The sequence below is a fragment of the Rhodococcus sp. ZPP genome, from assembly GCF_017656075.1.
Lineage (GTDB): Bacteria > Actinomycetota > Actinomycetes > Mycobacteriales > Mycobacteriaceae > Rhodococcus_F > Rhodococcus_F oxybenzonivorans.
The window spans coordinates 5,597,133-5,622,930 of the sequence record NZ_CP058638.1 but is presented as its reverse complement, the minus strand read 5'-3'; the positions used below and the strand labels follow the sequence as shown (position 1 = coordinate 5,622,930).

The window sequence follows — 25,798 nt, the reverse complement described above, 5'->3', positions numbered from 1 at the left end:
CGAATCATCCGGTGGTCGGACCCTGGTGTTCGTCTTCGACAAAAGCGGAAACGTCGTCGGCCGTATGGTAAACGGACGCGTCGACGGCAACCAGGTCGTGGCCTCACACCACAACGTCGTCACCGCCTCCTCCCGGGCAGTGACCACACTGACCGACACCGCCCGCATCGATACCCCGATCACCGAGCACACCGTTGCGTCGATCTCGAATAACCCGGACAGCGGCGCCACCTCGATCTGGTTCAACAGCGGCCGCTCGAACAGCTACGTGTCCGTGCTGTCGCCGCCCTGGTGCCACCCGTGTTCCCCGCGTACGCCCGAATCTTCCACCCCGCAACCACCCTTGACGACGAGCCGGTGCGTTGGGCAGCTGTCGCCGAAGCCAACGGCACCCTCGCGCACCCCGTCATGGAATGGGGGTCCATCGTGGGCAGCTGGCACACCAGCGAACAGGAGGGCATGTGGCACGACGCCCCGGTCACCGGCTCGTTGCCTGCGCGAACAACACGCGCGCTGGCCGACATTCTTCGACGGTTCACGTCCACACCGGAGCTGTGCTGGTTCGCCCACTGGGAAGGATCCGGATTCCTCACCGTTCCGTCGAACTACGCGCAGCTGCCCATGCCCAACCGCAGGATGGCCCTGTTCTCGGGAGGAATCGATCTGGCTGATATCCGGTTCGGGGCCAATAAGTGGTTCCCGGACGGGATGAGCCCGCATTTGTGGTGGCCCGATGATCGGGCATGGTGTGTGGCGAAGGACATCGACCTCATGACGACGTATGTGGGAGCATCGCGCGATTGCGTAGATGCCGTTGTCGCTGCCCCAGGTGCTCGGCGCAGGCCTCGCCCGATGGCCGAACCGGTAACGGCACGCGGTGAAGGACGAGCAGTCACACCTGGATAGCCCGCACGGTGAGCAGGAGTCCGGACTCCACACCTTCGTCGTAGCTGATTCTTAGCTGGTGGCCATTCGGTGCGGTTGCTATGTACACCTGCTCGCTATGTTCGAGGTTCGGTCTACGCATCTCTTCGCGAAACGGGCCGTCGTCCAGACCTACTCTCCGCCGGTCAATCTCCTCGCTCACACCGGACCGTTCGAGCAAGGCCTCTCGCGTGGTGTGTGATGCAGTACGCACTATGACAGTTCCTAAGGAGTCCGGGAAGCTCGAGTGCCATTCGCAGGAGACGACCTCGTGGCGAAATGATCCCCGATACAGGTGCGCGGACCATTGTAGATTTCCGCCGGTCCTGTCAGTCACACGCCGCGATGACTGTGAGTTCTCGATGTCATGTCAGTGCTTAATTCCTACGAAATTGTGAGGATTCTCAGCACGGTCGCTATCGGGGTGCCTTGAGTGTGCGAGGGCGACCACAGCGCCAGGCCGCTGCGCGTCGAGCAGGTACCGAACTCCAGTCCGTAATGGGAAAAGCTTCGCCCGATTTCCTCCTTTGTGGGTGATCCCGACTCGGTGTTGTGCGTGATTCGCTGAATTCGCGGGCGCGGGCCCGCTCACCACGAGTGTGGAGCGCGCCGCACGTCCGGTCCTCGACCGCAGGAAGGATAGAGCTGATGGGCATTAGCGCGGATCCGATTCCGGGGGGCGATACACTGCCGTTCCCACCGACTCCGTCGGGAAGTATCGCGGGCCGCACCATGGCCGAGTCGGTGTACAACCCCCGCCCGGAAGAGCGGCGCCTGCCGTCCGACGCCCCGAACATCCTCGTCGTTCTCATTGATGACGCCGGACCCGGGCTGCCGAGTGGTCTCGGCGGTGAGGTGAACACTCCGACCCTCGACGCGATGTTGCACGAGGGCATCGGGTACAACCGATTCCATACCACCGCAATGTGTTCGCCGACCCGCGCATCGTTGCTGACCGGCCGCAACCACCACCGTGTCGGGAACGGGCAGATCGCCGAGCTTGCCAACGACTGGGACGGCTACTCCGGCCACATTCCGAAGTCGAGCGCGACGGGAGCCGAGGTGCTGCGCCACTACGGCTACAGCACCGCCGCCTTCGGCAAATGGCACAACACCCCCGCCGAGGAGACCACCGCGGCCGGCCCGTTCGACAACTGGCCCACAGGTGTCGGGTTCGAGTACTTCTACGGATTCCTCGCCGGCGAGGCGTCGCAGTACGAGCCGAACCTGGTGCGGAACACGACGGTGGTGCTGCCCCCGAAGACCCCGGAGCAGGGCTACCACCTCAGTGAGGATCTCGCGGACGACGCCATCGGCTGGCTGCGCAGGCACAAGGCCTTCGACGCCGACAAACCGTTCTTCATGTACTGGGCCAGCGGCTGTCTGCACGGACCGCACCACATCATGAAGCCGTGGGCCGACAAGTACGCCGGGAAGTTCGACGACGGCTGGGATGCCTACCGGGAGCGTGTCTTCACGAAGGCGAAGGAGAAGGGCTGGATTCCCCCCGAAGCGGAGCTGACCGACCGGGATCCGACGATGGCCGCCTGGGACGACATTCCCGAAGACGAGAAACCGTTCCAGCGCCGGCTGATGGAGGTCGCCGCCGGATACGCCGAGCACTGTGACGTTCAGGTGGGCAGGCTGTTCGACGAACTCGAACGTCTGGGCTACCGGGACGACACGCTGGTCCTGTACATCTGGGGCGACAACGGTTCCTCCGGGGAGGGGCAGAACGGCACCATCAGCGAACTACTCGCCCAGAACGGAATCCCGACCACCCCCGCGCAGCACATCGCGGCGCTCGAGGAGCTCGGCGGACTCGACGTCCTGGGTTCCCCGAAGACCGACAACATGTACCACGCCGGCTGGGCGTGGGCGGGCAGCACACCGTACAAGGGGATGAAGCTGCTGGCCTCCCATCTCGGTGGCACCCGCAACCCGATGCTGGTCCGGTGGCCGGCCAAGATCGCCCCCGACCCCACACCACGCACCCACTTCCTGCACTGCAACGACGTGGTACCGACGCTGTACGACATCGTCGGGATCACCCCTCCGCGGACGGTGAACGGGATACCGCAGGACCCGATAGACGGTGCCAGCTTCGCGCCGACCCTCCTTGACCGCGACGCGGCGGCGGGAAAGCTCACCCAGTACTTCGAGATCATGGGTAGCCGGGCGATCTACCACGACGGCTGGATGGCCTCGGCGTTCGGGCCGCGGGCACCCTGGTTGCCGGGCACACCTGGCGGCATCCGTGATTGGAGCCCGGACGACGACACGTGGGAGCTCTACCACCTCGACGAGGACTGGACCCAGAGCCGCGACCTCGCCGAGCAGCATCCGGACAAGCTCGCGCAGCTACGGGAACTCTTCGTGATCGAGGCCGCGAAGAACAATGCGCTCCCGGTCGGCGGCGGGCTGTGGGTGGTCGCACTGCATCCCGAGCAGCGGATCACCACCCCGTATACGAGCTGGGAATTCTCCGGCGACATCACCCGGATGCCCGAATTCTGTGCACCCGCACTCGGCAACAAGAACAACCGCGTCACGATCGATTTGACCGTCCCCGACAACGCCGCCGGAGTGCTGTATGCGCTGGGCGGTGCGGGCGGGGGCCTTACCTGTTACATCGACGACGGCCACCTCTGTTACGAATACAACTTGTTCATCATTCAGCGCACCAAGATCCGCTCGGCAACCCCGATTCCGCCGGGTAGACGCACCATCGAGGTGATCACCGACTACGCCGAACCCCGGCCCGGGGGGCCGCTGAATGTGCGGATGTGCATTAATGGGCAGGAAGTGGGCCGGAGCACCGTGCCCGTCAGCGCACCCCTGCTGTTCACCGCGAACGACTGCCTCGACATCGGCACCTGCCTCGGCTCCCCGGTCTCTCTCGACTACTACGACCGTGCCCCGTTCCCGTTCACCGGCACCATCGACAAGGTGGTGGTCGAATACCCGTGACGGCTGGCAACGATCACGGAAGGTCGGCGCCCGCAGCATCGAACACAAAAGTCGGGCACCGCCCGCCCGTCGAGCGGCAAGGCAGCCGGAAGGCCGCTCCCGGTAACCGCGCTGGCCCGAATTTTTCTCCTTTCTGGCTTGCCCGAACTCTCACGTCGACGCGACGCGTCGAGCGGGACCGTCTGGGTAGGCGTGGAGCAGGCGTGCCCGATATTTCCGGAGTATCGGTCGTGTTCAGGCCGCGCCCGGTTCAGCACGGAGCCGGCGCGGCCGACTCGTGTCGAAAGGGGTCAGTGCGCTGCGTCGAACGCTTCCTGGACGTCGGTGGGGATCCGGCCGCGTGCGGACACTTCGTAGCCGCTCGCGGCCGCCCACCCCCGCACCTCCCGGGCCCGCGACCGGGACCGCGCCGAGCCGGCCTTGGCGGTCGGGCGGCGCTCGTCGCCGCCGATCTTGGTGGCATGTTCAATGTAGAAGTCCATCGTTTTGAGGAATTCTCGGGCGTTCTTCGTCTTGAGGTCGATCTCGTAGTCGACACCATTCACCAAGAACGAGTTGTGCTCGCCCTCGCCGGCCTCGATCACACTGCCGTCGAGGTCGTCGACCAGCTCCACGACCATTTTCCGCGCCACGCGTGAACTCCCTTTTCCTCCGGATCCAGCCAGGCAGACACTACTGCCCAGACGACCTGGACAGCCTCCCTGCATCTGGCGGTACCGAAGTCATCTCCGTCACGGGCGCAGCGCTGCGGACGATCTGGACGCTGGGGAGGAGATAAAGGCCAACGGCGCTGTGGCGAATGCCTCATGATCGATCTCAACCTGGAGACCCGTTGACCCGACATCCTGCTTCCTTCAGGAACGATGACCGATCAGTCGGTGAGGCCGTCGTTCATGCCGTCGAAGTCCGCGACGAGACCGTAGTGCAGCGCGCGCTGGGCCAGGCGGGTCCGCTTCTGGCTGGGTGGTGCGTCGCCGACATCGAATCTGCGGAAGAGTTCGCGGAGGTGCGACTTGACGGTCGCCTCGGATAGGTTCAGTTCCTCGGCAATCCGTTTGGTGGACGCCGGAACGGCATAGGGCGCGTTGTCGAGGTAGGGCCGGCACAGTGCCCGTAACACGTTCATCTGGGCGTTTGTCGCGTTCCACATCGACGGCCGGCTGGTGGCCGTGTGGCTTTCGGCCCGCTTCGTCGTCCGCTGGCCGACACCGCCGAGGCCGCACACGGTGAACGTGGTCTCGCCGATCGCGATGAAGTCGCCGCTGTGCAGTCGACGAGATCCGCACAGGCGGGTGCCGTTGACATATGTTCCATTACGGGAGAGTCCGTTGTCCTCGACCGTCCAGTGCGCGCCCATCCATCTGACCACGGCGTGCAGTGTTGAGACCGATTCGTCCCAGGTGAGCGCGATGTCGGCTTCCTCCGCCCGGCCGATGACAACCAGCGGCGTGTCGACCGACAGGGACAGCTGGAGGGGACGCCCCGCGTTGTCGTCGTAGCACAGGAACGCCTCCCCGGTTCCTTCCGAATCCCTCGAAGTGGACATCGGAGTCCTCTCACCCACGGCCGAACCGGTGTACTCCATTGTGGTCCTTCCGGCGTGTGCCGACATCCGCATCGGCCGACCCGGTAGGACTACCATTACCTCATCGCACGAGGGCAAGGAACCGACCGCGATGGATCACGACCGTCGGCCGCTGCCCCAGACCCGAGGCGGCGTCGGAGAAGATTCCGCCACCGCAACCCGATCCGGGTTGGCCGTGGCAGTGGCATGCTTCGCCGAGGCGTGGGAGCAGGCTAGTTCCCCGCCGGACCTGGCTGCCTACCTCCCGGAGGTGCCCGGTCTTCGCAGCGTGTGCCTGATCGAGCTGATCAAGGTCGACCTGACGTACCGGTGGCGTCCGGGCGGTCACCGCAAGCGGCTCACGGAGTATGTCGACGAGTTCCCCGAGCTGCGGGCGATGCCATTGCCGCCAGATCTGCTCTATGAAGAGTTCCATTGCCTGCGCCGCACCGGTGTAACGGCCGAGCCGGCACACGATTGCAGGGCCATCCGGTCTGGGTGGCGGACGGGCGACTACCGCAGCACCCTGATCGTCCGTCCGCGCGCCGTCGACGCCCTCGGCAGTTTCGACGTCGGCGACCAAATCGACGATTTCGATCTGCTGCTCGACCTCGGCAGCGGCGCCTTCGCCCGGGTATTTCTGGCCAGACAGCGGTCAATGGAACGGCTGGTGGCGTTGAAGATTTCGCAGGATCATGGCACCGAGCCGCAGACACTCGCCCAACTGGACCACCAGTACATCGTTCGGGTCTTCGACAAGCGACTGCTCGCCGATCGCGACCTGAAGCTGATGTACATGGAATACGTCCCGGGCGGGACGTTGCTGGGAGTTCTGCGGCGCGTCGTCGAAACCCCGGCGGGCCGGCGCAGCGGCAGGATGCTGCTCGACGAACTGGATTCGGTGCTCGGGGAGAAGGGTGTCCGCCCGCACGAGTCCGGTGTCCGCGCCGACCTCACCGGCTTGTCATGGCCGGAAACCGTGGCGTGGCTCGGGCGCAGGCTCGCCGAGGCCCTCGACTACTCCACGCATCACGGCGTTCTGCATCGCGATATCAAGCCGGCGAACGTGCTCATGACCGCCGACGGGGTCCCCAAGCTCGCCGATTTCAACATCAGCTTCAGCAACCACATCGCCGGCGCGAGTCCCGCCGCCTACTTCGGTGGCTCGTTGGCCTACATGTCCCCTGAGCAGTTGGAGGCATGCCATCCGCAGTTGCCCGGCCGCGCCGAAGATCTGGACGGGCGCAGCGATATCTATGCGCTCGGGGTGATGCTGTGGGAGCTGCTTACCGGCCGTCGTCCGTTCGACGACGAAACGGCAGCCGGTGACTCGGCCACTTCCCTCGAGCGGATGCTCGCCCAGCGCCGGCGAGGTATCGGGCGGGCCTCACTTGCCGGGTTGCCACCGGACTGTCCAGCGACCCTGCGCCGGGTGCTGCTGACCTGCCTCGCGCCCCGACCACAGGATCGGTGGTCGTCGAGTGCCGAGCTGACCCAGCAACTTCAACTGTGCCTGGACCCGCGTGCCCGCACTCTCGTCGACCCGCCGCTCGGCAGCTTGCGCGAGCGGCTCGCGTTGCGGCCGGTTCCGATCGCGACGACGGCCGTGGTCGTCGGGCAGCTGCTGGCCGCCGCCTACATCTTCGGACACAACGTCACCCTGCTCAATGCGCACCTCCCCGCCGACGCGAAGCCGGCATTCGCGATCATGACGGTGATCGCCGCGATCGTTGTCCCGGCCGTATTCGGCGGGTTGATTCTCTACGCGTGCCGCAGTGTCATCACCGTGCCGTGGGGAGTGCGGAAGGGGCGGTTCGACGCCGCGGTCCTCGAGAAGTCCCGGTCGGACACCCTTGCATGCGGCGACCGCATCGCGCTGATCACGTTGACCGGGTGGCTCGCAGCTCTGGTCGTTCTCGGCGGCACCATCGTCGTAGTCGCCGACCTCCCCACGGAACTGCTCGTCAACATTTTCGCAACGCACGTCGTCACCGGAATGATCGGCGCCACGTGGCCCTTCTTTCTCGTCACCTTCCATGTGGTGCGCTGGTACTACCCGGCCCTGCTGATGTACGGGACGACGACACCGACCGACGCGGAACAACTTCGTCGGCTGGCTCGTCGAGCCACACAGATCCTTGTGCTGACAGCACTGATTCCACCGGTGGGAGCGGCGGTGGGGACCGCGTTTCTCGATCCGGACGACCTGCACTTGATCATTGGGTCAATCATCTGGTTGAGCATCTGCGGCGCCTGCACATTCGTCCTTTCATTCGGGCTGTATCGGACGCTCACGGCAGACCTGGCTGCACTCGGTCGGGTGGTCAGCACCGGGCTGCCGCACCGGGGGCGGTCGTCCGCACCGGGTGCCGGGGCCGCGTGAACGGCGGTGTCACCGGACGCGGGGTAGCCATCGGGTGCAAAACCCCAACACCTACGAGGGGCGCCGAGCCACCCTTTCGCTGATGTTCCTGGCCCACGCGGAGCGAAGACTTCTCGGTGTCCACTCCGGTGCTCCGAACTTTCCGCGGAATGCCGCTTCCCATATTCCGCAAGAAGGTTAAATCCGATGACCGACACAAACGAGGGACCCATCGTTCTCGACGAAGGCGCCGAGGAGTTCAGGCCGACGGGCTGGGAGGACTATCTCATTGGATTCGGTGGCCCCACCGAATTCACCAAAGAGGACCACAAGCAGTGGTACGACAATGCGCTCGAGTTGGAGGAGGAGGCCGAGGCGGCCTGGCGAGAAGCGCGACGTGTCCGCAAGCTTCGCGAAGACCAGTTGGAAGAGGCTCAACGCAAGTATCCCGACCAGACCGGCGACCACCCGTCAACCGTCGCTGCCGTTACCGGCGGTGAGGGCAACGAGGTCTACACCGCGAAAAGAAATCTGCGGCATGCGCAGGAGTCGGAAGACCAGGCCACCGAGGACTATCTGAAAGCGAAGGACAGGCGGGAGGTGGTGCAGGAGAGATACGAGAACTACGACGTCAACAAGATGCTCAGGCATCTCCTCAAAGCTCTTGCGGTGTTCGCCATGATTGCCGCGCTCGTGGCCATGGGGTACACCGTCACGAGAAGCGACTCCCCGCCTGAGCCGGCTGTCGTTGAGAAATCCGAGTCGAAGTCAGTCCCGAAGCCCGGCACGAACACGCCACCCGCCCCCGCGGTCCCCAATCCGGCACCGGCATCACCGGCCGACTCGGGCCCCGCGCCCGAACCCGAACCCGCGTCCGACCCAGGACCCGCGTTCGACCCAGGACCCGTGCCCGGTTCAGAAGATTCCGGCCAGGGCATGGTCGGCACCACCTCTGACGCCGGTCCGGCGCCCGAACCCTCGCCGGCGGCAGATCCGGGGCCTACACCTGAAGCAGGTCCCGCGCCCGGTTCGGTCGATACTGACCAGGGAACAGTCGGCACCGCACCCGACCCGGTCACCACATGGATTCCGGAGATCACTGTTCCGGACCTCGGCGACATCCCGATTGCGGACGTCACCGTTCCAGAACCAGGCGCGAGCATCACCGGTGAATATCCCCCGCTCGCTCCCCCCGGCACCGACACCTACACCCAGCCGCACACCGACATCGGCGACGCGCCGGCGTCTGTGTGGTGAACTGCCGCTTCCACACCAGCTCGAAACCGTCCCGGTGACCGCCCCACGGGATGCACAACCCGCAGATGCCGTACTCATCCCCGTCGGGTCGCCCATCGCAGCACGGAGGGGCGGCACCCGGTCACCGGAAATCGACAACTCGATCCCCGACCATTCCGATCCCTCGATTCATCCGACACCATCAGCACCACTTTATTTGGGAGCAAACATGCCCGAGAACAATCCGACCGCCATCGCCCTCAACCCGAACATCATGGCGATTCTCACCGCCGTGGACAATGCCGCGGAACTTCGAAAAGCCCTGGATGGACTAGGGCCGGCACTGGCCTCACTCGCTTGGCTCGGCGAACCGGCCAGCGCCGCCGAGTCGACCAACAACATCGGTGGCAAATACCGTCACTTCACGAACGGAATCCTCTACCGGTACACCCATGACGACGGCACGAAAGCATTCGGTGGTGTCCCACGCGGTGGGGTGTACGAGCTGTGGACCAAGACCGGCTGGGAATACGGACCGTTCGGCTATCCCGTCGGCATGCCCGAATTGGCAGGGAACAAGACGGTGTGCCGGTTCGAAGGTGGCACGATCACCTCGGTCGCGGAGAGCCGCCACTCCATCATGTTCTACAACACCGCACTGATCGGCATGGACGTACTCGGTGTCACCGAGAACCGCGCCACCCTGGAAATCCCGCTTTTCGGTAAGGTCATCGACAAGGCGATATACAGTGGCCGGGGCCGCGCCGCACAGCTGAAGGCGCTGATCGCCACGGTGTCGAAATCGAAGAACGACGTCGTGGTGCTCGCCGAGATGATGGGCAACCACGAACGCGACAAGCTCAAGACCGCGGTCAAGAACCTGTTCCCTCACAGCGCCGAAGGGCCCGACGAGAAGGATCCCGAGGAGGATGGCGGGCTACTCATCCTCAGCCGCCACCCGATCACCGAGGTTCGCAGCACCATCTATCGGTCATGTATCGGCGACGACTGCTTCGCCAACAAGGGTGCGGTGATGGTGCGGGTGTCCCCGCACGACGGACCGGACTTCTACGTGCTCGGCACCCACCTGCAAGCCGGCAACGCCACCTCCGGTTCCTGGCCCACCGACGCCGGCGTGGGAACCGGCGCAAACGGCAAGCGCGAGGCGCAGTTACGCCACCTAGACTCCTGGATTCTCGGAGCACGCGATCGGGACCTGCCGATCATCATCGTGGGCGACTTCAACATCGACGCCAACACGCAGGAGGGGCGAGCGACCCTCGCACACAATCTCCCCGAGACCAAAGACCTGTGGCCCGAATACCAGATGTGGCTACCTACGGACCGGACGCGTTACGACCCCATCACCTGTGACCGAGCCAGCACCTACAGACCCGGCACTCCAGCACTTCCCCAGATGAGCCCGCACCGCTACAAGAAGGGTGGCCGGATAGACTTGGCCCTCGTCGATCAGGGCGAACGAGTCACCGCCCACGTCACTCATATGGGCGTGTACAGCCATGAACTCAGCCCCGGAATCGACCTATCGGACCACTACGCGATCACCCTCTCCGTCGGCATGTCGACAGTCACCCACAAGCTGAATCGGAAGGTCAAGAAGACAACCGCATGGCTGAAATACATCCACGCGCTCACCTTGACCGACGGCGCCGGGGTGGCGCACTTTTCGAAGAAAGATCCCGACGAGGTAGAGGTTTCCGGGCGAATATACAAGGGCAAACCGGGTCTCGATGGCCGACCAAGCGCACGCGTCGAGTACGCCGAACGGACGATGTCCATGGGCGAACGCCACGAGTACTCCTACAAGCCCCAAAAAACGTTATCCTTCAACGGGACTGACGACGTCCACCTCGAAATCACCCTCGACGAAGTCGACACGGCGGGACCCATCGAGACGGGTCGGACCGCGATCGGCAGGGACCGCGACGTGGTGGCCTCGAAGACCTCACAACTGCTTAACGCACTGCATGGTCACCGATACGCGCCGAACGTGATGCACGGCGACGGCTCAGAATACGTTGCGATCCTGTACGCCAACGTCGATCTCGAACCATTCGCGCACAGGCGGCAAAATCCCGCCCCATAGCTGTCATCTGCCGGCCGCGGCGTCAACGCCTCCGATAACCGGGACAGGTCTCGACCGGTCGACCCGACACCACCGGGACCGCTTCGGAGCCCGCCGGAGTCGCCCCCCATGACGGGGTTGTAAATCGGGAACCCATCGGTGGGCCCGGCGACACGTTCGGGGTCACCCGCGACACCGTTCACGGCCTGAACCCCGGATCGGCAGGCGGTGGCCCGGTACTCCGGCACCGGCACCTCCTGGACGAGGGTCGGCGGCACCCGCGGCCTCGATCACCGCGTTCGAGGAATGACGCCAAATGTGAATCGGTCCTACGCCCAGCCGTACTCGAAGTGGTTTGACCAGCCGCCCAGAACTGGATTGAGCCCAACGTCACGTAAGAATCAGCAGGCCGTCATCGGTGACCGGGAGGATGTCGTGGACTACATCTGCTACATCTCACGAACCAAGGTAGACAGCCTGCATGCGCAGCTCGATCCGGAGCGCAGTAGCGAGTTCACCGAGCAGGTGATCTCCGAACAGTCCGGTGTTCGAGATCTCCGCATGGGTTTGTCCCTCGGCAATATTCTGAGCCTGTTCAACGGTGGCCTAACGTACGGGCGGAAGAACGTGATCCAACGGGAACGCACGGTGAAGCTGGCCTACATCGACAAGCTCAGGGACGTACTGTTGACCATCGCTGCGGACCACGGCGACGTGCCGGATATCAGAGAAGCAATCTCATCGGGACAGAGCGGGACATACTACTTTTACGATGGCCCATTCCGGATTGAGATACCGGTCGAGAACCCCACTTCGGCGGACATTGTGACGCTTCGGTCGTCGTTCTGCGGACGCACCCTGCTCTTGGACTGCTCGCTGCGCTTCTTCAGCGAAGGACCCGAGCCGGACGGAACTTTCCTGCTGCATTCAGGCAACTACCGTTTCTTCGCCGGACAACTGCAAATGAGGATGTCCACCGTTTTCGCGCTGCTTGGGGTACAAGGAACGGACGTCGTCGGAACTCCTCTCTACCTCCAGCTGTCGAGCGCCAATTTGTCGCCCGGAGCGGCACTGTAGGCGCGGTGCCGTCATGGAGATACTCGATGTGCGCGAGCACGATCCCGAGGAATACGAGGGGAAGGGTATAAACATCCGCGGCTGTCTCTATCGGATCGGCCCCCAGATCGGCGCGGGTCATTCAAAGATCGTCCATGTGCTGCGCAACGCCAGATCGGGCCTGCACCTGAATGCACTCGCGATCTATCGCGACTCCGACTCGGGCAGACAGGAGCTGGGCCGCGAATTGGCCTTCAAGGCTCTCGACGACCTGATCGAGGGGCAAGGGGTGGTACCCAGTCTCATGGAGGTCGATCTGCCGGGAGGAGTCGCGTACGTGCAGGACTACATAGGCCCCTATGAACCCGCGCCGAGTCAGGACATCATGGCTGCGGAGCGACTCATGGCGGCCGGTGAATGGATCGGGGCCATCGACGTGTACTCGCGTGTTCTCGAGACGCAGCCGGACCACACCGTCGCCCTGTTTAACTGCGCATCAGCCCTCAACTCCACGGGTCACCCGGAACAGGCGGCACACCTGATGGCGCGGGCTATCGACATCGAGCCGAACGACCGTGCCTACCTGCACGACTACGTGAAATACTGCTCGGCCGCCGAAAGGCCGACCCAGGTCATGGATGGGTGGAGGGCCATCACCGAGCGCTACCCGCACGACACCAGCTGCCAACTGTACGTCGACAAGGTGCCGCAACAGGCCGCCGCGCTGCACAACAGGGGAGTTCAACTGGCGGCCGAAGGCCATTGGAATGAAGCGGTAGCGCTGACAGACCGGGCGATCGAGTCATACGTTCGGCTCGCCGAATTCGATCACAAGAAGGTCGACCAGGAGCTGGCAGAGAGCTTGTTAAACTATGGAGTCTTCACAAGAGCGATCGGCAACCTAATTGGCGGCGTTCAACCGTTACTTCAGACCATGCGCATCGCCCATGAATACGGGCGTCACGATCTGTATGATCTTGCCGCACACGCAATGCGGCAAGCATTGGCGCGTGACCGGCAGACGGTGGAGCAGGAACTCGAGCGGCTGACCGGAGGCCCGGTACCGCTGTGGTTCAGCAAACCGAGCTAGCGTGCGGCGGGCGGGAGTGATGCGAACCGCTCCCTCCTCAGTTCAGTTGCAGATCCTTGCAGAACTAGAATCCCCCATGGCAAATGGGCTAACGACTCGTCCGGGGGCTGATCGAACTGTCGGCCGTCATCGTTCTGACTCCTTCTTCGTTTTTCGGTTGGGCAACGCTGGGAGGGTGGGAGCCGTACCATCCTCCGCACCTGGCATTGCGCGCCGTCCAAGGTGCGGCGCTGGGCGGATCGCGGTACGTGGTCGCCGTCGATCCTGTCGAATTCAAGCGCGCCAAGGCCCTCAAATTCGGTGCGACCCACGCCGTCGCCACCAGCGAGGAGACGCACGCCCCGGTCACCGACCTGACCTCCTGGATGCGCATCTTCCCGGGCACCGTGCAGCCCGAGGACACCGTCTCCGAGGAACTCCGCGCACTTCCGCTACCCCAAGGACCTGTTCACACCCTTCAGCGTGAGCTCCTCGCGAAATATCACGTCGACGAGCCCCGTGAATTCTTCACCACCAACGCCTTCTGGTCGGTGCCCAGCGACCCCACTGTGGAGGAGAACCTCGATCAGCGGCCGTTCCACGTGCTCGTCGGAGACCAGCACAGCGCCGAACCATCATTCCAGCTCGCCAGCGCCATGGTGGGATTCAACCGGGAATTCCCCTCCGCATACATCTCGGCGCATTCCGACCCCGACAGCTACGGCACGATCACCGTCCTGCGGTTGCCGACCGACACCCTCACCCAAGGTCCACAAACAGATCCAGAACTCGATGATCTCCGACACCCGAGTCACCTCCGAGCGCACCCTCCTCGAGCGGTCGAACAGAATCCAGTACGGCAACCTGCTGAGCTTGCCGATCGCCGACGGCGGAGTGATGTACCTCGAACCCCTCTACACCGAACGGATCTCCTCTGAGCAGAACGGCTCCACCCTCCCTCAGCTCTCACGGATGCTCCTCAGCTACCGTGAGCCCGGCCCCTGCGGTGTCCGAGTCGGCTACGTCCCAACCCTCGCCGAGGCCCTCGACCAGGTGCTCGGCCCCGGGACCGGCCAGCCGACGACCGCGCCCAGCGGCGACGCCGCAGCACCCCTCCCGCCCGAGCGAGCGGTCGAGGCATCCAAAACTCCGGCGCTGAATCGACCGAAGAAAACCACAACGAACCCGATCTGACCAACCAACCAACCAACCCACCCGGACAAGGAACTGTTCGAGACGGAGAGTCTCGAGCAGAATAGGTGGACTGGCGACAGACCCCCGTGCAAATGCAGCGTCCCCATCACGCATTCACCGATGACTTGCGCGCAGTGTGCCGCCGCTGGCCGCGCAGCCTCAGGACGGGCCACGCCCACGCCCCGGTGCGCACTCCCCCTCATCGAGAATGGTCTAAGCGACCGCTGCGGTGGGATCACCGGCGAGTAGATCCAATACCTTCGCATGATCCCGCAGGCAGGGATTGATCGAGGTCACATGTTGTCGAAGATGACGGCCTCGGGAACGCCCGCGGTCTGTGCGTCGCCGTCCGACCGCCTCGAGCAGTTCGTCGGTGAGCTGGCGGTAGGTGTCCTGGTGCACCCGTCCGGGGACATCAGTGTGTGGGAGGTGCAGGAAGCTGCGCAGCACCGCGCGCGTCCCGCACCCGTTCGAGCCCAACGCGCTGTTCGTCGGTCATTTCCGGCACCGGAGCGCAGCAGTTGCCCCGGGGTCTCGCCGCTCGCGCCGCTTCGGCGCGCACGAAGGCACCGAGCGGTTCCTCGTTCGGGGTCCCGGGCGGGTGCACCGGTTCGGGCGCATCGTTCCGGTACGCGTTGCCGACCGACCTGATGAGGTCTTGGTACAGGCGCCGGTAGATGCTTAACCACGGGGCGTCGACCGGTTCGGCGCGCAGGTGCGCCATCAGCGCCGCGCTGTTGTCGTCGGTGGCCAACCATCGGCGCATCGCGGTCGCGCAATCCGGTACCTGTCGCAGCGACTGTGAGTGTCCGGACTGGTTCGGCACCGTGCCGCTCCCCGTCTGTCACGAATCTCGGTGCAGTGCAGTGATACGACTGTGTCCAGACTTTCCTCGCGCGCGCTCGGTGCCTCGGCGCATGCCCCGGCCTTGCGGTGTGGGCCGGTGGTTATCGTCCTTCGACCAGTTTGCCGTCGACACGCCGCGAGACCAACGGTTCGGCGCCGAGTCTGCGGTCGATGTGGATGAGGGTGACCTGTGTGATCGCCGCTGCGAGCGTACTTTCGAACGCCGCACGGGCGTGGGCTGCGCACCGGCTCACCGAACCCTGCTCATACAGCCGTGCGATCGCCGCGGGCGGTGTGAACCTGCCACCCATCCGGTCCTGCCCGCTGATCCCACGGAGCCGGCCCTCCCACCACCGACGCACCGCCTGCTCATGGGCGATCGACGCCGGTACTTCGACGTCGACGATGCGCACGTCGGTGTAGTCGTGCGCACTGAATTGGGCCATGAGGATGCCACCTTGCGGACCCCATTGCAGGGTGCCTTCGATGACGACGTTCTCGCGTCGTTGCAGGCACACCTCGCGGACGTCGTCGATGACTTCGGTTGAATCGGCGTGGACCAGGGCCGCGAGTTCCCGGGGGCTATCGGGTGCGCATCGGCGAGCGTCGTCGACAGCAGGTCCGCGTAGTGACCGTCCGCGATGGCGCGGCGCAGCAGTTCGTCCTTGACGATGTCCGCGTCCAGATATCGGTAGCTGGTATCGACCAGGTGACGCTCACGCAGCGCCGTCGACTTGCCTGCCCCCGGTGGTCCCGCAGAAACTATCGCGGCGCAGTGCCCGCCCTCGATCGGGCTCGGCGAGGTCGAGGTACCACTCGATGACCTCCTGCAGCGTCCGGTCTCGCCGGCGATCATTCGTGTGCAGGTCGAGGGTGCTCAAGCCACTGTCAGGGTGCAGCGGCTGCCCGTGTTGACCCAGGTGCACCAATTGCCGAGAAACCGCCTCGCGCAGTGGTTCTGAGGCCACGCTCACCGCCGAGCCGCAGCGCGCTGCGCCTGCCGTGCCTTGCGGGTGCTGTCGAACAGGACGTCCCACTCGTCGTCGGAGAGCAAACCCCGCCGATACGCCCGCCGCACCTCGTCCCAACTGCCCTTGGCGTACGCGTCCATCGACTGGTCACCTTCGGTGGGTACATAGCCAAAGGTGTAGTTCCAGTGCACCAGCGTGTCCATCATCTCGTCATCGGTGATCACCCCGGCCGAGCGCTGGTAAATGACCTCCTGCGGGGTTCGCTCGAGTTCGCCGGGCTGCTGCAGGACCCGTTGTGCGAGCCGGTGGACCTGCGTTGCCGAGATTTCCAGGAGATCAGCGATCTGGCGCAGCGTGAAACCCTCGTTCTGCGCCTTGTCGATCAGCCGCAGTCGGTCCAGCCGCAGGAGGTGTTCACGCGCGGAATTGGCAGCGAGAGCACTTCTGGTATCGGTGACGGTCATACCCACCCCTTCCCGAACTCGTGTCCCAAATTGTAACACCAATGTGGAAAATCTGACCTGCTGGTCATCGGAGCGGTACCCGCCCGGTCCGATCGGCCCGCACCGGCTCGCCACACGGTTTCGCACGTCGGCGGCGGGTAGCCCGGCCGGGCGGGTTTCTGCGGCCCGCACTGTTCGCTCCATGTCCGCTCTCCCCGGCAGCAACCTTGACACCGACGCCGTGCTGCCGTCCCTGGCCACCGACAGCGAATCTCCACACCGTCGCGGCGGCGGCCCGCACCGGAACGGACATCGAACTGCGGATTCACACCTTCATCACCCCGTTCGGCGTCGCCGCCGATCAGTGGTTCCCGCTGGGGCCGGCTTTCGTGGTCACCGTCATCGTGCACACCCTCGATGCGGTGACCGGCGGACTGCGGTATCTGCCGCCCACAGAGCTGCCGAGTGGGCGCGGACGATCTTCTCTCTCCTCCACCGCCGGCGCCGTACACGGGTACTTCCTCGGCGCCGTCGACCCGAACACGGGCACCCACCGGCGCGGGCAGCTCGCGTACCGGCTCTACCTCGGCACCGACCGGCAGCCGATACCCGTGCCAGGGCAGCTTGTCACCTGCCCGCACTACCTACTGCCTGGTCTCGACGGCAGAGCCGAGATCACTATTCTCACCACGGCCTGACCCACCGTAGAAAACCAGACACCGCGGCGCGGACCCCGCTCGACCGCACAGGGTCGGCCAGGGGCCATCGGGAAAGCTTGCGAACTAAGACCTTTCGGATCACCAACAGCAATCACCTGATCGTGCGGCCACCCTCTCGCCACGACGACAAACCAAACCGCAACCCGTGGTCAGTCCTGCCACCATGGGGAGAACCCTGCAGCCCGGTCGCCCCTCGGGGGCGCGTCCCCTGACTGGTTCTCCCACCCTCAGGGTCGGTCTATTCGGCGGCTCCTGGCGCGCTCGGGTCGGCAGTGAGGTCGTCGGTGTCGGCGAAGACCAGCCGCCCGTCGTCGAGGGCGACAGCCCACCGATGCACCGGAGCCCAAGCATGCCCGCGCTCCTCGGTGTCGGTCAGCTCGGCGTAGTCCTCGACGATCCGACCGGTCTGCGCCGGTTCGGACGGCCGGCGCACCAGTACCCGCGCGCCCGCGCCGAGCGGACCGGGTTCGGGTCTCGGACTGTCATCGTTCTTCTCGGGCATCGGTCTGCGCCTTCCGGTCGGCTACATGCCCGGATCATAAGCACCTCGCCGACGAAACCTCATCCTCGACGCCGCCAGGGGCTAGCGATCGACAACGAACCGACCGGACTCCGGTGCTTGCGCCTGCGCCAACGGTGGCTCCCACCGCTCGGCGAGCACCAGCTCATTACCCTCCGTACCTCCGTACCGCCCCGGGCGCTGTAGAACGCCCATGACGCTGCAATCGGGCGACGTCGCAGGGACCGCGGCCTCGCTACCGGGACCTCTTCTCGGCGACCGCGGTCGCCGGATGCACCGCGATCAGACCGAGACCTTGGCGTCGCTTGCACAGCCGCGCCAGCTCCCGATACGCGGCCTCACCGAGCAACTCCGTCAGCTCCGGCGCATACGACTGCCACACCGCCTCGGCGCCGACATGCGCGTCCGGCGAGCCGGAGCAGTACCAGTCCAGGTCCGCGCCGCCCTCACCCCACCCGCGGCGGTCGTACTCGGTGATCGTCGTCTTCAAGATCTGCTCGCCGTCGGGTCGCTCCACCCATTCCTGGGTGCGCCGGATCGGCAGCTGCCAGCACACGTCCGGCTTGACCTCGAGCGGCTCGATGCCGCGCTCGAGCGCCATCGCATGCAAAGCGCACCCGATGCCACCTGCGAATCCGGGGCGGTTGAGGAAGATGCACGCACCCTTATAGCGGCGGGTACGCAGCGCCGGCTCGTCATCGAGCTCGTCCTCCTCGATGTACCCCCTCTTCCCGAGACCCTGCTTCATGAACTGCCAGTCCGCAGGTCTGAGTAGCTTCACCGACTCGTGCAACCTCGCGACATCCTCCTCGTCGGAGAAGAACGCGCCGTGCGAGCAGCACCCGTCGTCGGGTCGGCCCGCGATGATGCCCTGGCAGGCCGGGGTGCCGAACACGCAGGTCCAGTGCGAGAGCAGCCACGTCATGTCCGCGGCGATGAGGTGCTCGGAGTTGCCGGGATCGAGGAACTCCACCCATTCCCGGGCGAAGTCGAGCCCCACCTCCGGGCTGGGCGTCATCTTGTGCGACGGCACCGGAATACCTGCTGCCACAAACCCCACGGTAGCCAATCCACATAACAGACTAGGACTGATCGGATCCCCGTCAGGGAGCGAACAACACTCTCGACCCGAATCGCGCCGACGTGGGTGTAACGCCGCGGCCTCCACCGCGAATAACCAGCGAACGTTCTCGCGGCTGCTTCGGGACACGGGAGGAGGAAACAACCCTCCCGATGTCGACACCCTCGGGTGGGGCGTGTCGTCACGTGTGTCGACGGGGTGAAAGCGAAGAATCGACGTAGAACGCGACAGTCGAGGAGGGTGCGATGGACCCCAGTCGCATGCGCAGGCTCCGGCCGGTGCCCGACGCCGAGCCGCAGATGATGTTTCGCACCATCCACGGGTACCGGCGCGCCTTCCGCATGGCCGGTGACGGCCCCGCGCTGCTGCTGTTGCACGGCATCGGCGACAACTCGTCGACATGGACCGAGATCATCCCGCACCTCGCCGAGAATTACACCGTGATCGCACCCGATCTACTCGGCCACGGACGCTCCGACAAGCCCCGTGCCGACTATTCCGTCGCCGCCTATGCCAACGGCATGCGCGATCTACTCTTCACTCTGGGAATCGACCACGCCACCGTGATCGGACATTCGCTCGGCGGCGGCATCGCGATGCAGTTCGCCTACCAGTTCCCACAGATGGTGGATCGGCTCATCCTGGTTTCCGCCGGCGGTATCACCAAGGACGTTCATCCACTCCTGCGCCTCGCGGCGACGCCGATCCTCAATGAGGCACTGAAATTGCTGCGCCTGCCCGGAGCGGTGCCCGCGGTCCGGTGGGTGGGAACGGTGTTGACTCGGCTGCACGGCACTGCCCTGCACCCCGGTGCGGCGCTGCACGACACACCGGATCTGGTGCGTATCTTGACCGAACTGCCCGACCCCACCGCGTACGAGGCCTACCTACGCACCCTGCGTGCGGTGGTCGACTGGCGCGGACAGACGGTGACCATGCTCGACCGCTGTTATCTGACGGCAAGTCTGCCTGTTCAACTCGTCTGGGGAGATCGGGATACGGTCATCCCCGTCAGCCACGCCCACACCGCGCACGCGGCAATGCCGGATTCGCGGCTGGACATCTTCCGGGGCGCCGGTCACTTCCCCTTCCGGGACGACCCCATGCGCTTTGTCCACACCGTCGAGAAGTTCCTGTCCGATACGCGCCCATTGCCGTTCGACGAGGCCAGGTGGCGGCAACTGCTCAACATCGGAACCGTCGAGAAGGCTCTCACCCCCGACGCCTCGACGCGTGCCGCCGTGCTCGACGCGGTGGGATCCGCCGAACGCAGCGCCACCTGATTCGGCCTCAGGTGACCGACACCGGGCACAACAACCACCCAGTACCTGGGTAGGGTTCCCACCGCACGGTCACCGGTCGCGGGCAGGCCCACTGCGGCGCCGATAGCGCTTCAGCATGCCGGCGGTCGGCACGGACTTACGGCGTGGCATCGCAGGTCGTGTTACGGGTCCCAGTCGGGTGCACACACCCCGCGCTCGTGCACAGATACACCAATGTCTTTGGGTTGCAAGGATCCCCGGTGAAGATCAGCGTCTGCGGATTCCACTCACCGGGGCGCCCTGGCTCCTCGAGCCGTTCGGTCAAAAACGCCCGCCATCGCTCGTCCGTCTCGCACGGTGCGAGCGCGAGCGCCCCGACGTCGCTGCCGCGCTCATCGCGTTGTCGCGGGTCGGCCGGACCGCAGCACCGCGACGGTGTCGACGGCGCGCCGCATCTGCTTTCTGACAGAGATCCAGTGTTGCACACCGACGATGGGGAGAGTGCAGTGGAGGAATCGCATACCGAGACGCCACACGGTCGGTTTTGGCATTTGATGGTGGGTACCGCCCCGAATAACGTCAAATCTAGCGGCCCGGGCGGTCGCCAAACCTTCAATGCGTGGTCGTCCGCTTCGCGTTTCACCAAACTCGAATCGAAGGAGTACGACCCTCATCACCCTCGCAAGTCCAGGTACCGGTTCGGGATCTACAAGCCCGACCTCATGGACGCCGTAGTCGGCGCGCGAAGGGCGGACATACCCGAGCATCCCCATCCACAGGGGTGTTCCAACTCCGTCCACAGGACATATCGATGAGGTTTCGATCCGTCGGTGACACTCGGCGCGCTCCCGATTGCCCTCCTGCGGTTCGAGTACCGGCTCGCCCGTATCCCGCTCCAGTTGGTCGAGGATGTCGCGATCTCCCAGCTCGGCGAGAAGGACGCGTTGCGGCTGGCCTACGAGCGGTTCCTCATCGAGTGCGACCACGCCGCCGCCTACCTCCTCAATGACGAGAACGCCGCCCGGCGTGCGGCCGACCTGAAACGAGAGACCGCCGCCGTGCGAGTCCTCATTGCCCGCGAGCAACACCGCTTACAGCACCGAGGTGTCATCATCCTCGATGAGCAGCGCGAACGGTTCCTTCGTCGACGACACCATTCGATGTGATCTGGGCCACAGTGCCACCTCTCGCCATGCGTGGCCCCGCTAGCCTGTGAGCCGGGTCAGCGCGAGTTTCGAGGGTGCCGGACCGCCCGGTGAGGTGCTGGGTCGTCGCGCAGAATTGGGTATTCCGGCGGCGCTGGCCCACTCAATCGACAACCGGAAGCCGACCCCAGCGCAAGGTGATCGGAGGCAGCCAGTCGTGCTTCTCATCTTCAGTTTCGTCGTGTCCCCGAGGGTCGGCCTCGTCGCCGCTGCGGTCGCAGCGGTCCTCTTTCCGCAGGCTGTCCCTGCTCGCCACGATCCTGCGCCTGCGGCAGCGCACCGACGATCCCCCACCCTCCGCTAGCGGCTGACGAGACCGGCGGAACACCCACACGACACATCGAGGAGTTGGTGCGCAGGGTCCACCGCTGGGGTAGGCGAACAGCACCGGCCGGTGGGACACCACCACCACCGCCGCCCCCAGGTACGGGGTCAGGTACAGGTACGCCAGCCCACCGAGCGAGAGCACCAGCAGTATCCTGGGTGGCGTAGGCCACCGACGACAGGGAGGCGAACGCCAACGGCTCGGACAGCAACTGGTCACCGAGATGCTCACTGCGCAGCGCACGCCCCAGAATCAGGCGTCGCGCCGCATGGCCGGCTTTGGACACCGCCGAAGCCTAAGGGGCGGAACCGGGCCGAGCTGACCGGTCGGGCGTCAGGATTTCGCTAAGAAAACTTCTGCACCGCCTTCCGGCGAGGTCGTCTATAACGACATGAAGTATCTGGTCGAGGCGGGGTGCGGCCACCGATTCGGGCAAGACGGCGACGAATAGCCGGTGGACGGCGTGAACTTGACTCGGTTGCACACGATCCCACGTAGCGGGTCGATGTAGTTGTGCTCGCGGCTACCGTGCGCCGGACATCAGCATCGGCTCGTGCAGATCGCGATAGGTGACCTCACCGGCCAGCCGCGTCTCCTCCTCGAACAACGACCGGAGATCGTCCGGGATCTCCAACTTCTCGTGTTCGCGGGCCTGCTCCTCGCTGGTGAAGTACACCACCTCGACATACTCGTCGCCGTGTCGGGCCATGAGGCCGCCGATGATCTCCGGACGCAACTCGTGCAGCTGTGGGCCGGCCTGCGCCAACAGCTCCCGCATCCGGTTCACATCGCTGCTGTGACCCTCCATGATCTGCACGAATCGGGCCTCGTCGGAGCCGCCGGCCAGGAATTCCGAGACGTCCTCGCAGTCCAGGAACCGCACCGGGCCCTGGAAGCACTTCTCCGTCTCTGCCCACCAGGCGCCCTGCTCGGGGCGATCACTGTTGCGCCGTGCGGCCTCGTCCGACTCGAAACGTGCCAGGCACACGAACGTACCGTCGTCACAGAACCCCATGGTCGATCCGAGATAGCCGGTAGCCCCGGGCTTCAAGTCCCGGTCCCATCGGTCCATACAGCGGCGCAGCTCCTCTGGGTCGGAGCACTGTCCCTCGATGACTTGAATGAACATCGATCCTCCTCGCGCGGGGCGATGGCCCCGCGCCGAGCACAACGATGGCCGGCAGGTCGCGGTCCACCGTCGATCGGCACCGCACGGCCCGCGATCGCGGCCACTGCACCAACAATCATTCGCCCAGGCAGTGCACGGCGCAAGACACATCCCTCGAGTCGACAGCGCGCCCATCGCGTTCACCGCTTCCGCCACCGACGGGTCGTCTCCCGGCGCGCAATCGCGGGGGCGCTGGCCGCGGCACGGCACGGTCACATCGAGCAATCAGGTCAGTCTTGGTCGCGGATGAACTGGTGGAAACCCGGAACCGTGAAGGCGAGGACTCCTCGTTCGGGCGCGTAGACAAGACCCTTCTTGATCAGTTCGTCACGCGGCACGGACAGCGCCGACGCGCTGGGCTTGCCCATAGCCCTGGCCAGGTCCCGGACGACGACACCATCGCCATCGCCATCGCCTTCCTCCGCCAGCGCACGCAGCAAGTCCTTCTGCGCCGGTGTCGCACGGTCCCACCGCGACTGGTAGAGACCAGCATTGACTTCCGCTCGCGCGATTTCGGTGCCGACCTGCGCGTCCTCGACGGTGAAGACCGGGCCTAAGGCGTTGTTCCACACCGCCTTCCCCACCTCCTGCAGGAAATAGGGGTAACCGTTCGCTGCGTCCAGAGCCAGACGCAGTGCCGCCTCGTCCCATTCGGCGTCCCGTTCGATGACCGGTTGCACGAGTGCCGCACGCGAGTCCAGCTCGCTCAGGGTCGACAATGCCCGGAACTGGTACAGCCGCTCGGCGTAACTGTTGGCCGTGGCCAACTGCGACGGCAGCGACGGCAAGCCCGCGCCGACCAGGAACAGGGGCAACACCGGCGAGGTCTGACTGATCTGATGGATGGCGGTGCTGACCGCCGCCATCTCCTCGGCCGTGGCCTCCTGCAGCTCGTCGATCAGGATGAGCGCACCGACACCCAGCTCACGCACGGTCTCACCGAGAACGACGAACAGGTCGGTCAGGTCGGTGGACAACCGGCCGGTATCGGCGAACCCGGCAGCCGGGTCGATATCGACGCCGAGGGTAACGACACCCACGTTCAGCGACACCGTGAACGACTTGAACACGCCCAACAGTTGGGTGAGCTTGCGCGGGTCGAATCGTCGCGTCGCGCCCCGCAGGCTGGTGGCGAGCGTGGTGGCGAGTTCCTCGGCCATGGGATGACCCTTGCGGACCTCCAGCTTGGCGACGATCCAGCCACCGTTGATCGCAGTGCGGGCGAGTTCCCCGATCAACACGGTCTTGCCGACCCCGCGCAGTCCCGTGAGAATCCAGCTGCGGTCGCCTTCGCCCAGTTCGGTGATACGCCGGCGAACGATGTCGAAGTCCCCGAACAGAGTGTCGCGACCAGCGAGAATGGGCGGGCGCAGACCGGCTCCGGGCTTGAACGGGTTCAGGACTGGATCCATTCATCAGACATTATCAGTCTCTATAAGAAGTCCCTTTATAAAGACCGATACGACCGCACCTCACGTTCACGCAACGCACCGTGCGCTCGGTCGCACGCGGTAATCATTTCGAGGGCGTCGGCGAGGACGTCGATATTTTCGGCGAGCCAGGGTGTGAAGTTCCCGGATTCGTAGGTCCACACCGACCTGGCGTCCGCGATCCGGCGCAGCCTGCCCAGGTTCTTGCTGTCGAGTTCGTCCATGTCGACTCGCCCCACTTCCGAGCACGGTACTCAGCTGTGGGCTCAGCGTACGGCCGACCGACCGGTGTCGGTGCCGAGTTCATGACCGGAATTGGCCTGTGTGTGGTGCAGATATAACGCAGCCACGCATAGGGACAGCGGCGTCCGCGGTCACCACGCCCGTTTCCGCGGCATCGGTGCTCCAGGGTGGATGCTGCGCGGCGTAGAACGGCCACGGCGCCCTTGCCGCCGCGTGGACGAGGGTTCCGGCGCGTGTCTTCCCGCGGAGCGGGTCATCTTCCCGGGGTGTTCGATGAGTGGGGCGTGGGTGGGTTCGGCGGGCCGCCGGAGGTGACGGTGAGTGTCCAGTCGCGGCGTTCGGTGACGGCGCGGTGTAGGTGTTGCGTCCAGCGGCGGCGTTCGTCGCCACTGCGATCGTGGGTGATCGTGATTCGTCTGGTCCACCTTTCGGGTATCCCGCGGTCGTTGATCGCCAGCCCGATGACAACCCGAAGATCGGGATCGGGCGCGGTCGGCGTATCGGACGGCACCTCACGCTCGACGGACGCAGGATTACCCGTGTCACGGTGGACCACGGCTTCCGGTCGAGTCGTCACGCCCCGCACCGTAGCAGCGTTGTTTACTGCCAGGAAACTGCGGCTCGCCCCCGTGCGCACACGAGCAACCATGCTCACGCAAGACGACGCATGACGCCTCTTGGGTCTCCCCCGCCGAACACGGCTGATGCCGCTGCGTGAACGCCTGATCGGAATCGCCGGCACCGTCGGTGCACTCGGCGGAGTCGCAATCAACCTCGTCCTGCGCGCGTCTACCTCGGGTACACAAGTCGGCCACCACAGCATTCTGGGTGTTCGCCGCGTTCTACATCATCTGCGCGGCGGTCACACGGGCGATGTACCTGCGGCGACCGACCGCATCGACCCCCACTCCGGCCCGGCACCCTCATGCCTGCAGCCTGAACAACAACGTACGGAAACGAACGGGAACGTATGGGTCGCCGCTCCCACCCGCGGAACCCCGTTCAACAGAACACCCGCCAAGGGCCTTGGCTGCTGCACAGCCAGCGTGCGGATCAACACCCCACGACAGCGATTCAGAGCCTCTCGGCCGCGTCGACCGACGCTGCCGTCATTCGCTGGACAA

The 25,798-nt window shown here is 65.1% G+C and carries 23 protein-coding genes and 3 pseudogenes; 13 read left to right on the top strand and 13 right to left on the bottom strand.

Going from position 1 to position 25,798, the window contains the following annotated elements; translation table 11 throughout:
• The first annotated feature begins 300 nt into the window (after nucleotides 1-300).
• Together HYG77_RS39975 and HYG77_RS25930 are read left to right on the top strand one after the other, a co-directional pair.
• The gene (locus HYG77_RS39975; RefSeq protein WP_244373196.1) at nucleotides 301-906 is read left to right on the top strand and encodes a hypothetical protein; all 606 of its coding nucleotides are present in this window, start codon (nucleotides 301-303) and stop codon (nucleotides 904-906) included.
• A gap of 666 nt (nucleotides 907-1,572) precedes the next feature.
• Nucleotides 1,573-3,894 (top strand): arylsulfatase, encoded by a 2,322-nt coding sequence (locus tag HYG77_RS25930; protein WP_208961080.1) that lies wholly within the window; start codon nucleotides 1,573-1,575, stop codon nucleotides 3,892-3,894.
• A gap of 290 nt (nucleotides 3,895-4,184) precedes the next feature.
• Here HYG77_RS25930 and HYG77_RS25925 read toward each other — a convergent pair whose 3' ends face one another.
• The gene (locus HYG77_RS25925; protein WP_208961079.1) at nucleotides 4,185-4,526 is read right to left on the bottom strand and encodes an Lsr2 family protein; all 342 of its coding nucleotides are present in this window, start codon (nucleotides 4,524-4,526) and stop codon (nucleotides 4,185-4,187) included.
• 239 nt (nucleotides 4,527-4,765) lie between these two features.
• On the bottom strand, nucleotides 4,766-5,440 hold the full coding sequence (locus tag HYG77_RS25920; RefSeq protein ID WP_208961078.1) for an FHA domain-containing protein: 675 nt from the start codon (nucleotides 5,438-5,440) through the stop codon (nucleotides 4,766-4,768).
• 130 nt (nucleotides 5,441-5,570) lie between these two features.
• Between HYG77_RS25920 and HYG77_RS25915 the strand changes: the two genes are divergently transcribed.
• The 7 genes from HYG77_RS25915 (at nucleotide 5,571) to HYG77_RS39965 (ending at nucleotide 14,461) form a co-directional block, all read left to right on the top strand.
• Nucleotides 5,571-7,841: a serine/threonine-protein kinase gene (locus tag HYG77_RS25915; protein WP_208961077.1), complete on the top strand. Its 2,271-nt coding sequence runs from the start codon at nucleotides 5,571-5,573 to the stop codon at nucleotides 7,839-7,841.
• Nucleotides 7,842-8,027: 186 nt separating this feature from the next.
• On the top strand, nucleotides 8,028-9,077 hold the full coding sequence (locus HYG77_RS25910; protein ID WP_208961076.1) for a hypothetical protein: 1,050 nt from the start codon (nucleotides 8,028-8,030) through the stop codon (nucleotides 9,075-9,077).
• 208 nt (nucleotides 9,078-9,285) lie between these two features.
• Nucleotides 9,286-11,163 carry an endonuclease/exonuclease/phosphatase family protein gene (locus HYG77_RS25905; RefSeq protein ID WP_208961075.1) on the top strand — a complete coding sequence of 626 codons (1,878 nt, stop codon included), beginning with the start codon at nucleotides 9,286-9,288 and terminating at the stop codon, nucleotides 11,161-11,163.
• Between the two features lie 207 nt (nucleotides 11,164-11,370).
• On the top strand, nucleotides 11,371-12,219 hold the full coding sequence (locus HYG77_RS25900; RefSeq protein WP_208961074.1) for a hypothetical protein: 849 nt from the start codon (nucleotides 11,371-11,373) through the stop codon (nucleotides 12,217-12,219).
• A 13-nt stretch (nucleotides 12,220-12,232) separates the two neighbouring features.
• The gene (locus HYG77_RS25895) at nucleotides 12,233-13,288 is read left to right on the top strand and encodes a tetratricopeptide repeat protein (protein ID WP_208961073.1); all 1,056 of its coding nucleotides are present in this window, start codon (nucleotides 12,233-12,235) and stop codon (nucleotides 13,286-13,288) included.
• Nucleotides 13,289-13,494: 206 nt separating this feature from the next.
• Entirely contained in the window at nucleotides 13,495-14,205 is a 711-nt protein-coding gene (locus HYG77_RS39970; RefSeq protein ID WP_244373192.1) for a UPF0182 family protein, read from the top strand.
• The gene (locus tag HYG77_RS39965; RefSeq protein ID WP_244373189.1) at nucleotides 14,165-14,461 is read left to right on the top strand and encodes a hypothetical protein; all 297 of its coding nucleotides are present in this window, start codon (nucleotides 14,165-14,167) and stop codon (nucleotides 14,459-14,461) included. The genes HYG77_RS39970 and HYG77_RS39965 overlap by 41 nt, the downstream gene beginning before the upstream one ends.
• A 415-nt stretch (nucleotides 14,462-14,876) precedes the next feature.
• Here HYG77_RS39965 and HYG77_RS39960 read toward each other — a convergent pair whose 3' ends face one another.
• The 4 genes from HYG77_RS39960 to HYG77_RS39955 all read right to left on the bottom strand — a co-directional run bounded on the left by HYG77_RS39960 (nucleotide 14,877) and on the right by HYG77_RS39955 (nucleotide 16,742).
• The gene (locus tag HYG77_RS39960; protein ID WP_244373188.1) at nucleotides 14,877-15,287 is read right to left on the bottom strand and encodes a hypothetical protein; all 411 of its coding nucleotides are present in this window, start codon (nucleotides 15,285-15,287) and stop codon (nucleotides 14,877-14,879) included.
• A gap of 121 nt (nucleotides 15,288-15,408) precedes the next feature.
• Nucleotides 15,409-15,843, bottom strand: coding sequence for a hypothetical protein (locus HYG77_RS25875; RefSeq protein ID WP_244461387.1), 435 nt, complete (start codon nucleotides 15,841-15,843; stop codon nucleotides 15,409-15,411).
• 180 nt (nucleotides 15,844-16,023) lie between these two features.
• Complete coding sequence (locus tag HYG77_RS25870) at nucleotides 16,024-16,188, bottom strand: hypothetical protein (protein WP_208961072.1); 165 nt, start codon at nucleotides 16,186-16,188, stop codon at nucleotides 16,024-16,026.
• 89 nt (nucleotides 16,189-16,277) lie between these two features.
• Nucleotides 16,278-16,742 carry a winged helix-turn-helix domain-containing protein gene (locus HYG77_RS39955; RefSeq protein WP_244373185.1) on the bottom strand — a complete coding sequence of 155 codons (465 nt, stop codon included), beginning with the start codon at nucleotides 16,740-16,742 and terminating at the stop codon, nucleotides 16,278-16,280.
• A gap of 181 nt (nucleotides 16,743-16,923) precedes the next feature.
• Here HYG77_RS39955 and HYG77_RS25860 point away from each other — a divergent pair.
• Nucleotides 16,924-17,419: pseudogene (locus tag HYG77_RS25860) on the top strand (N-formylglutamate amidohydrolase).
• 259 nt (nucleotides 17,420-17,678) lie between these two features.
• On the opposite strand, the gene HYG77_RS25855 reads toward HYG77_RS25860, so the two are convergent.
• Both HYG77_RS25855 and HYG77_RS25850 read right to left on the bottom strand, forming a co-directional pair.
• Nucleotides 17,679-17,942: a hypothetical protein gene (locus HYG77_RS25855; protein ID WP_208961070.1), complete on the bottom strand. Its 264-nt coding sequence runs from the start codon at nucleotides 17,940-17,942 to the stop codon at nucleotides 17,679-17,681.
• A gap of 253 nt (nucleotides 17,943-18,195) precedes the next feature.
• A complete protein-coding gene (locus HYG77_RS25850; protein ID WP_208963518.1) occupies nucleotides 18,196-18,978 on the bottom strand; it encodes a hypothetical protein in 783 nt (260 codons plus the stop codon).
• 308 nt (nucleotides 18,979-19,286) lie between these two features.
• Here HYG77_RS25850 and HYG77_RS25845 point away from each other — a divergent pair, with 308 nt between their 5' ends.
• A complete protein-coding gene (locus HYG77_RS25845) occupies nucleotides 19,287-20,324 on the top strand; it encodes an alpha/beta hydrolase (RefSeq protein ID WP_208961069.1) in 1,038 nt (345 codons plus the stop codon).
• A gap of 809 nt (nucleotides 20,325-21,133) precedes the next feature.
• The gene (locus HYG77_RS25840) at nucleotides 21,134-21,469 is read left to right on the top strand and encodes a hypothetical protein (RefSeq protein WP_208961068.1); all 336 of its coding nucleotides are present in this window, start codon (nucleotides 21,134-21,136) and stop codon (nucleotides 21,467-21,469) included.
• 400 nt (nucleotides 21,470-21,869) lie between these two features.
• Here the strand turns inward: HYG77_RS25840 and HYG77_RS25835 are convergent.
• From HYG77_RS25835 to HYG77_RS25815, 5 genes and pseudogenes are all read right to left on the bottom strand, one after another.
• Nucleotides 21,870-22,119: pseudogene (locus tag HYG77_RS25835) on the bottom strand (DNA-binding protein); the annotation flags it as partial.
• 237 nt (nucleotides 22,120-22,356) lie between these two features.
• Nucleotides 22,357-22,962, bottom strand: coding sequence for a hypothetical protein (locus tag HYG77_RS25830; protein WP_208961067.1), 606 nt, complete (start codon nucleotides 22,960-22,962; stop codon nucleotides 22,357-22,359).
• Nucleotides 22,963-23,231: 269 nt separating this feature from the next.
• Nucleotides 23,232-24,413 (bottom strand): AAA family ATPase, encoded by a 1,182-nt coding sequence (locus HYG77_RS25825; protein WP_208961066.1) that lies wholly within the window; start codon nucleotides 24,411-24,413, stop codon nucleotides 23,232-23,234.
• A 35-nt stretch (nucleotides 24,414-24,448) separates the two neighbouring features.
• Nucleotides 24,449-24,670, bottom strand: a complete 222-nt coding sequence (locus HYG77_RS39950; protein ID WP_244373183.1) for a hypothetical protein — start codon at nucleotides 24,668-24,670, stop codon at nucleotides 24,449-24,451.
• A gap of 257 nt (nucleotides 24,671-24,927) precedes the next feature.
• A complete protein-coding gene (locus HYG77_RS25815) occupies nucleotides 24,928-25,251 on the bottom strand; it encodes a hypothetical protein (RefSeq protein WP_244373180.1) in 324 nt (107 codons plus the stop codon).
• A gap of 145 nt (nucleotides 25,252-25,396) precedes the next feature.
• Here HYG77_RS25815 and HYG77_RS25805 point away from each other — a divergent pair.
• Nucleotides 25,397-25,565: pseudogene (locus HYG77_RS25805) on the top strand (MFS transporter); the annotation flags it as partial.
• Between the last annotated feature and the right edge of the window lie 233 nt (nucleotides 25,566-25,798).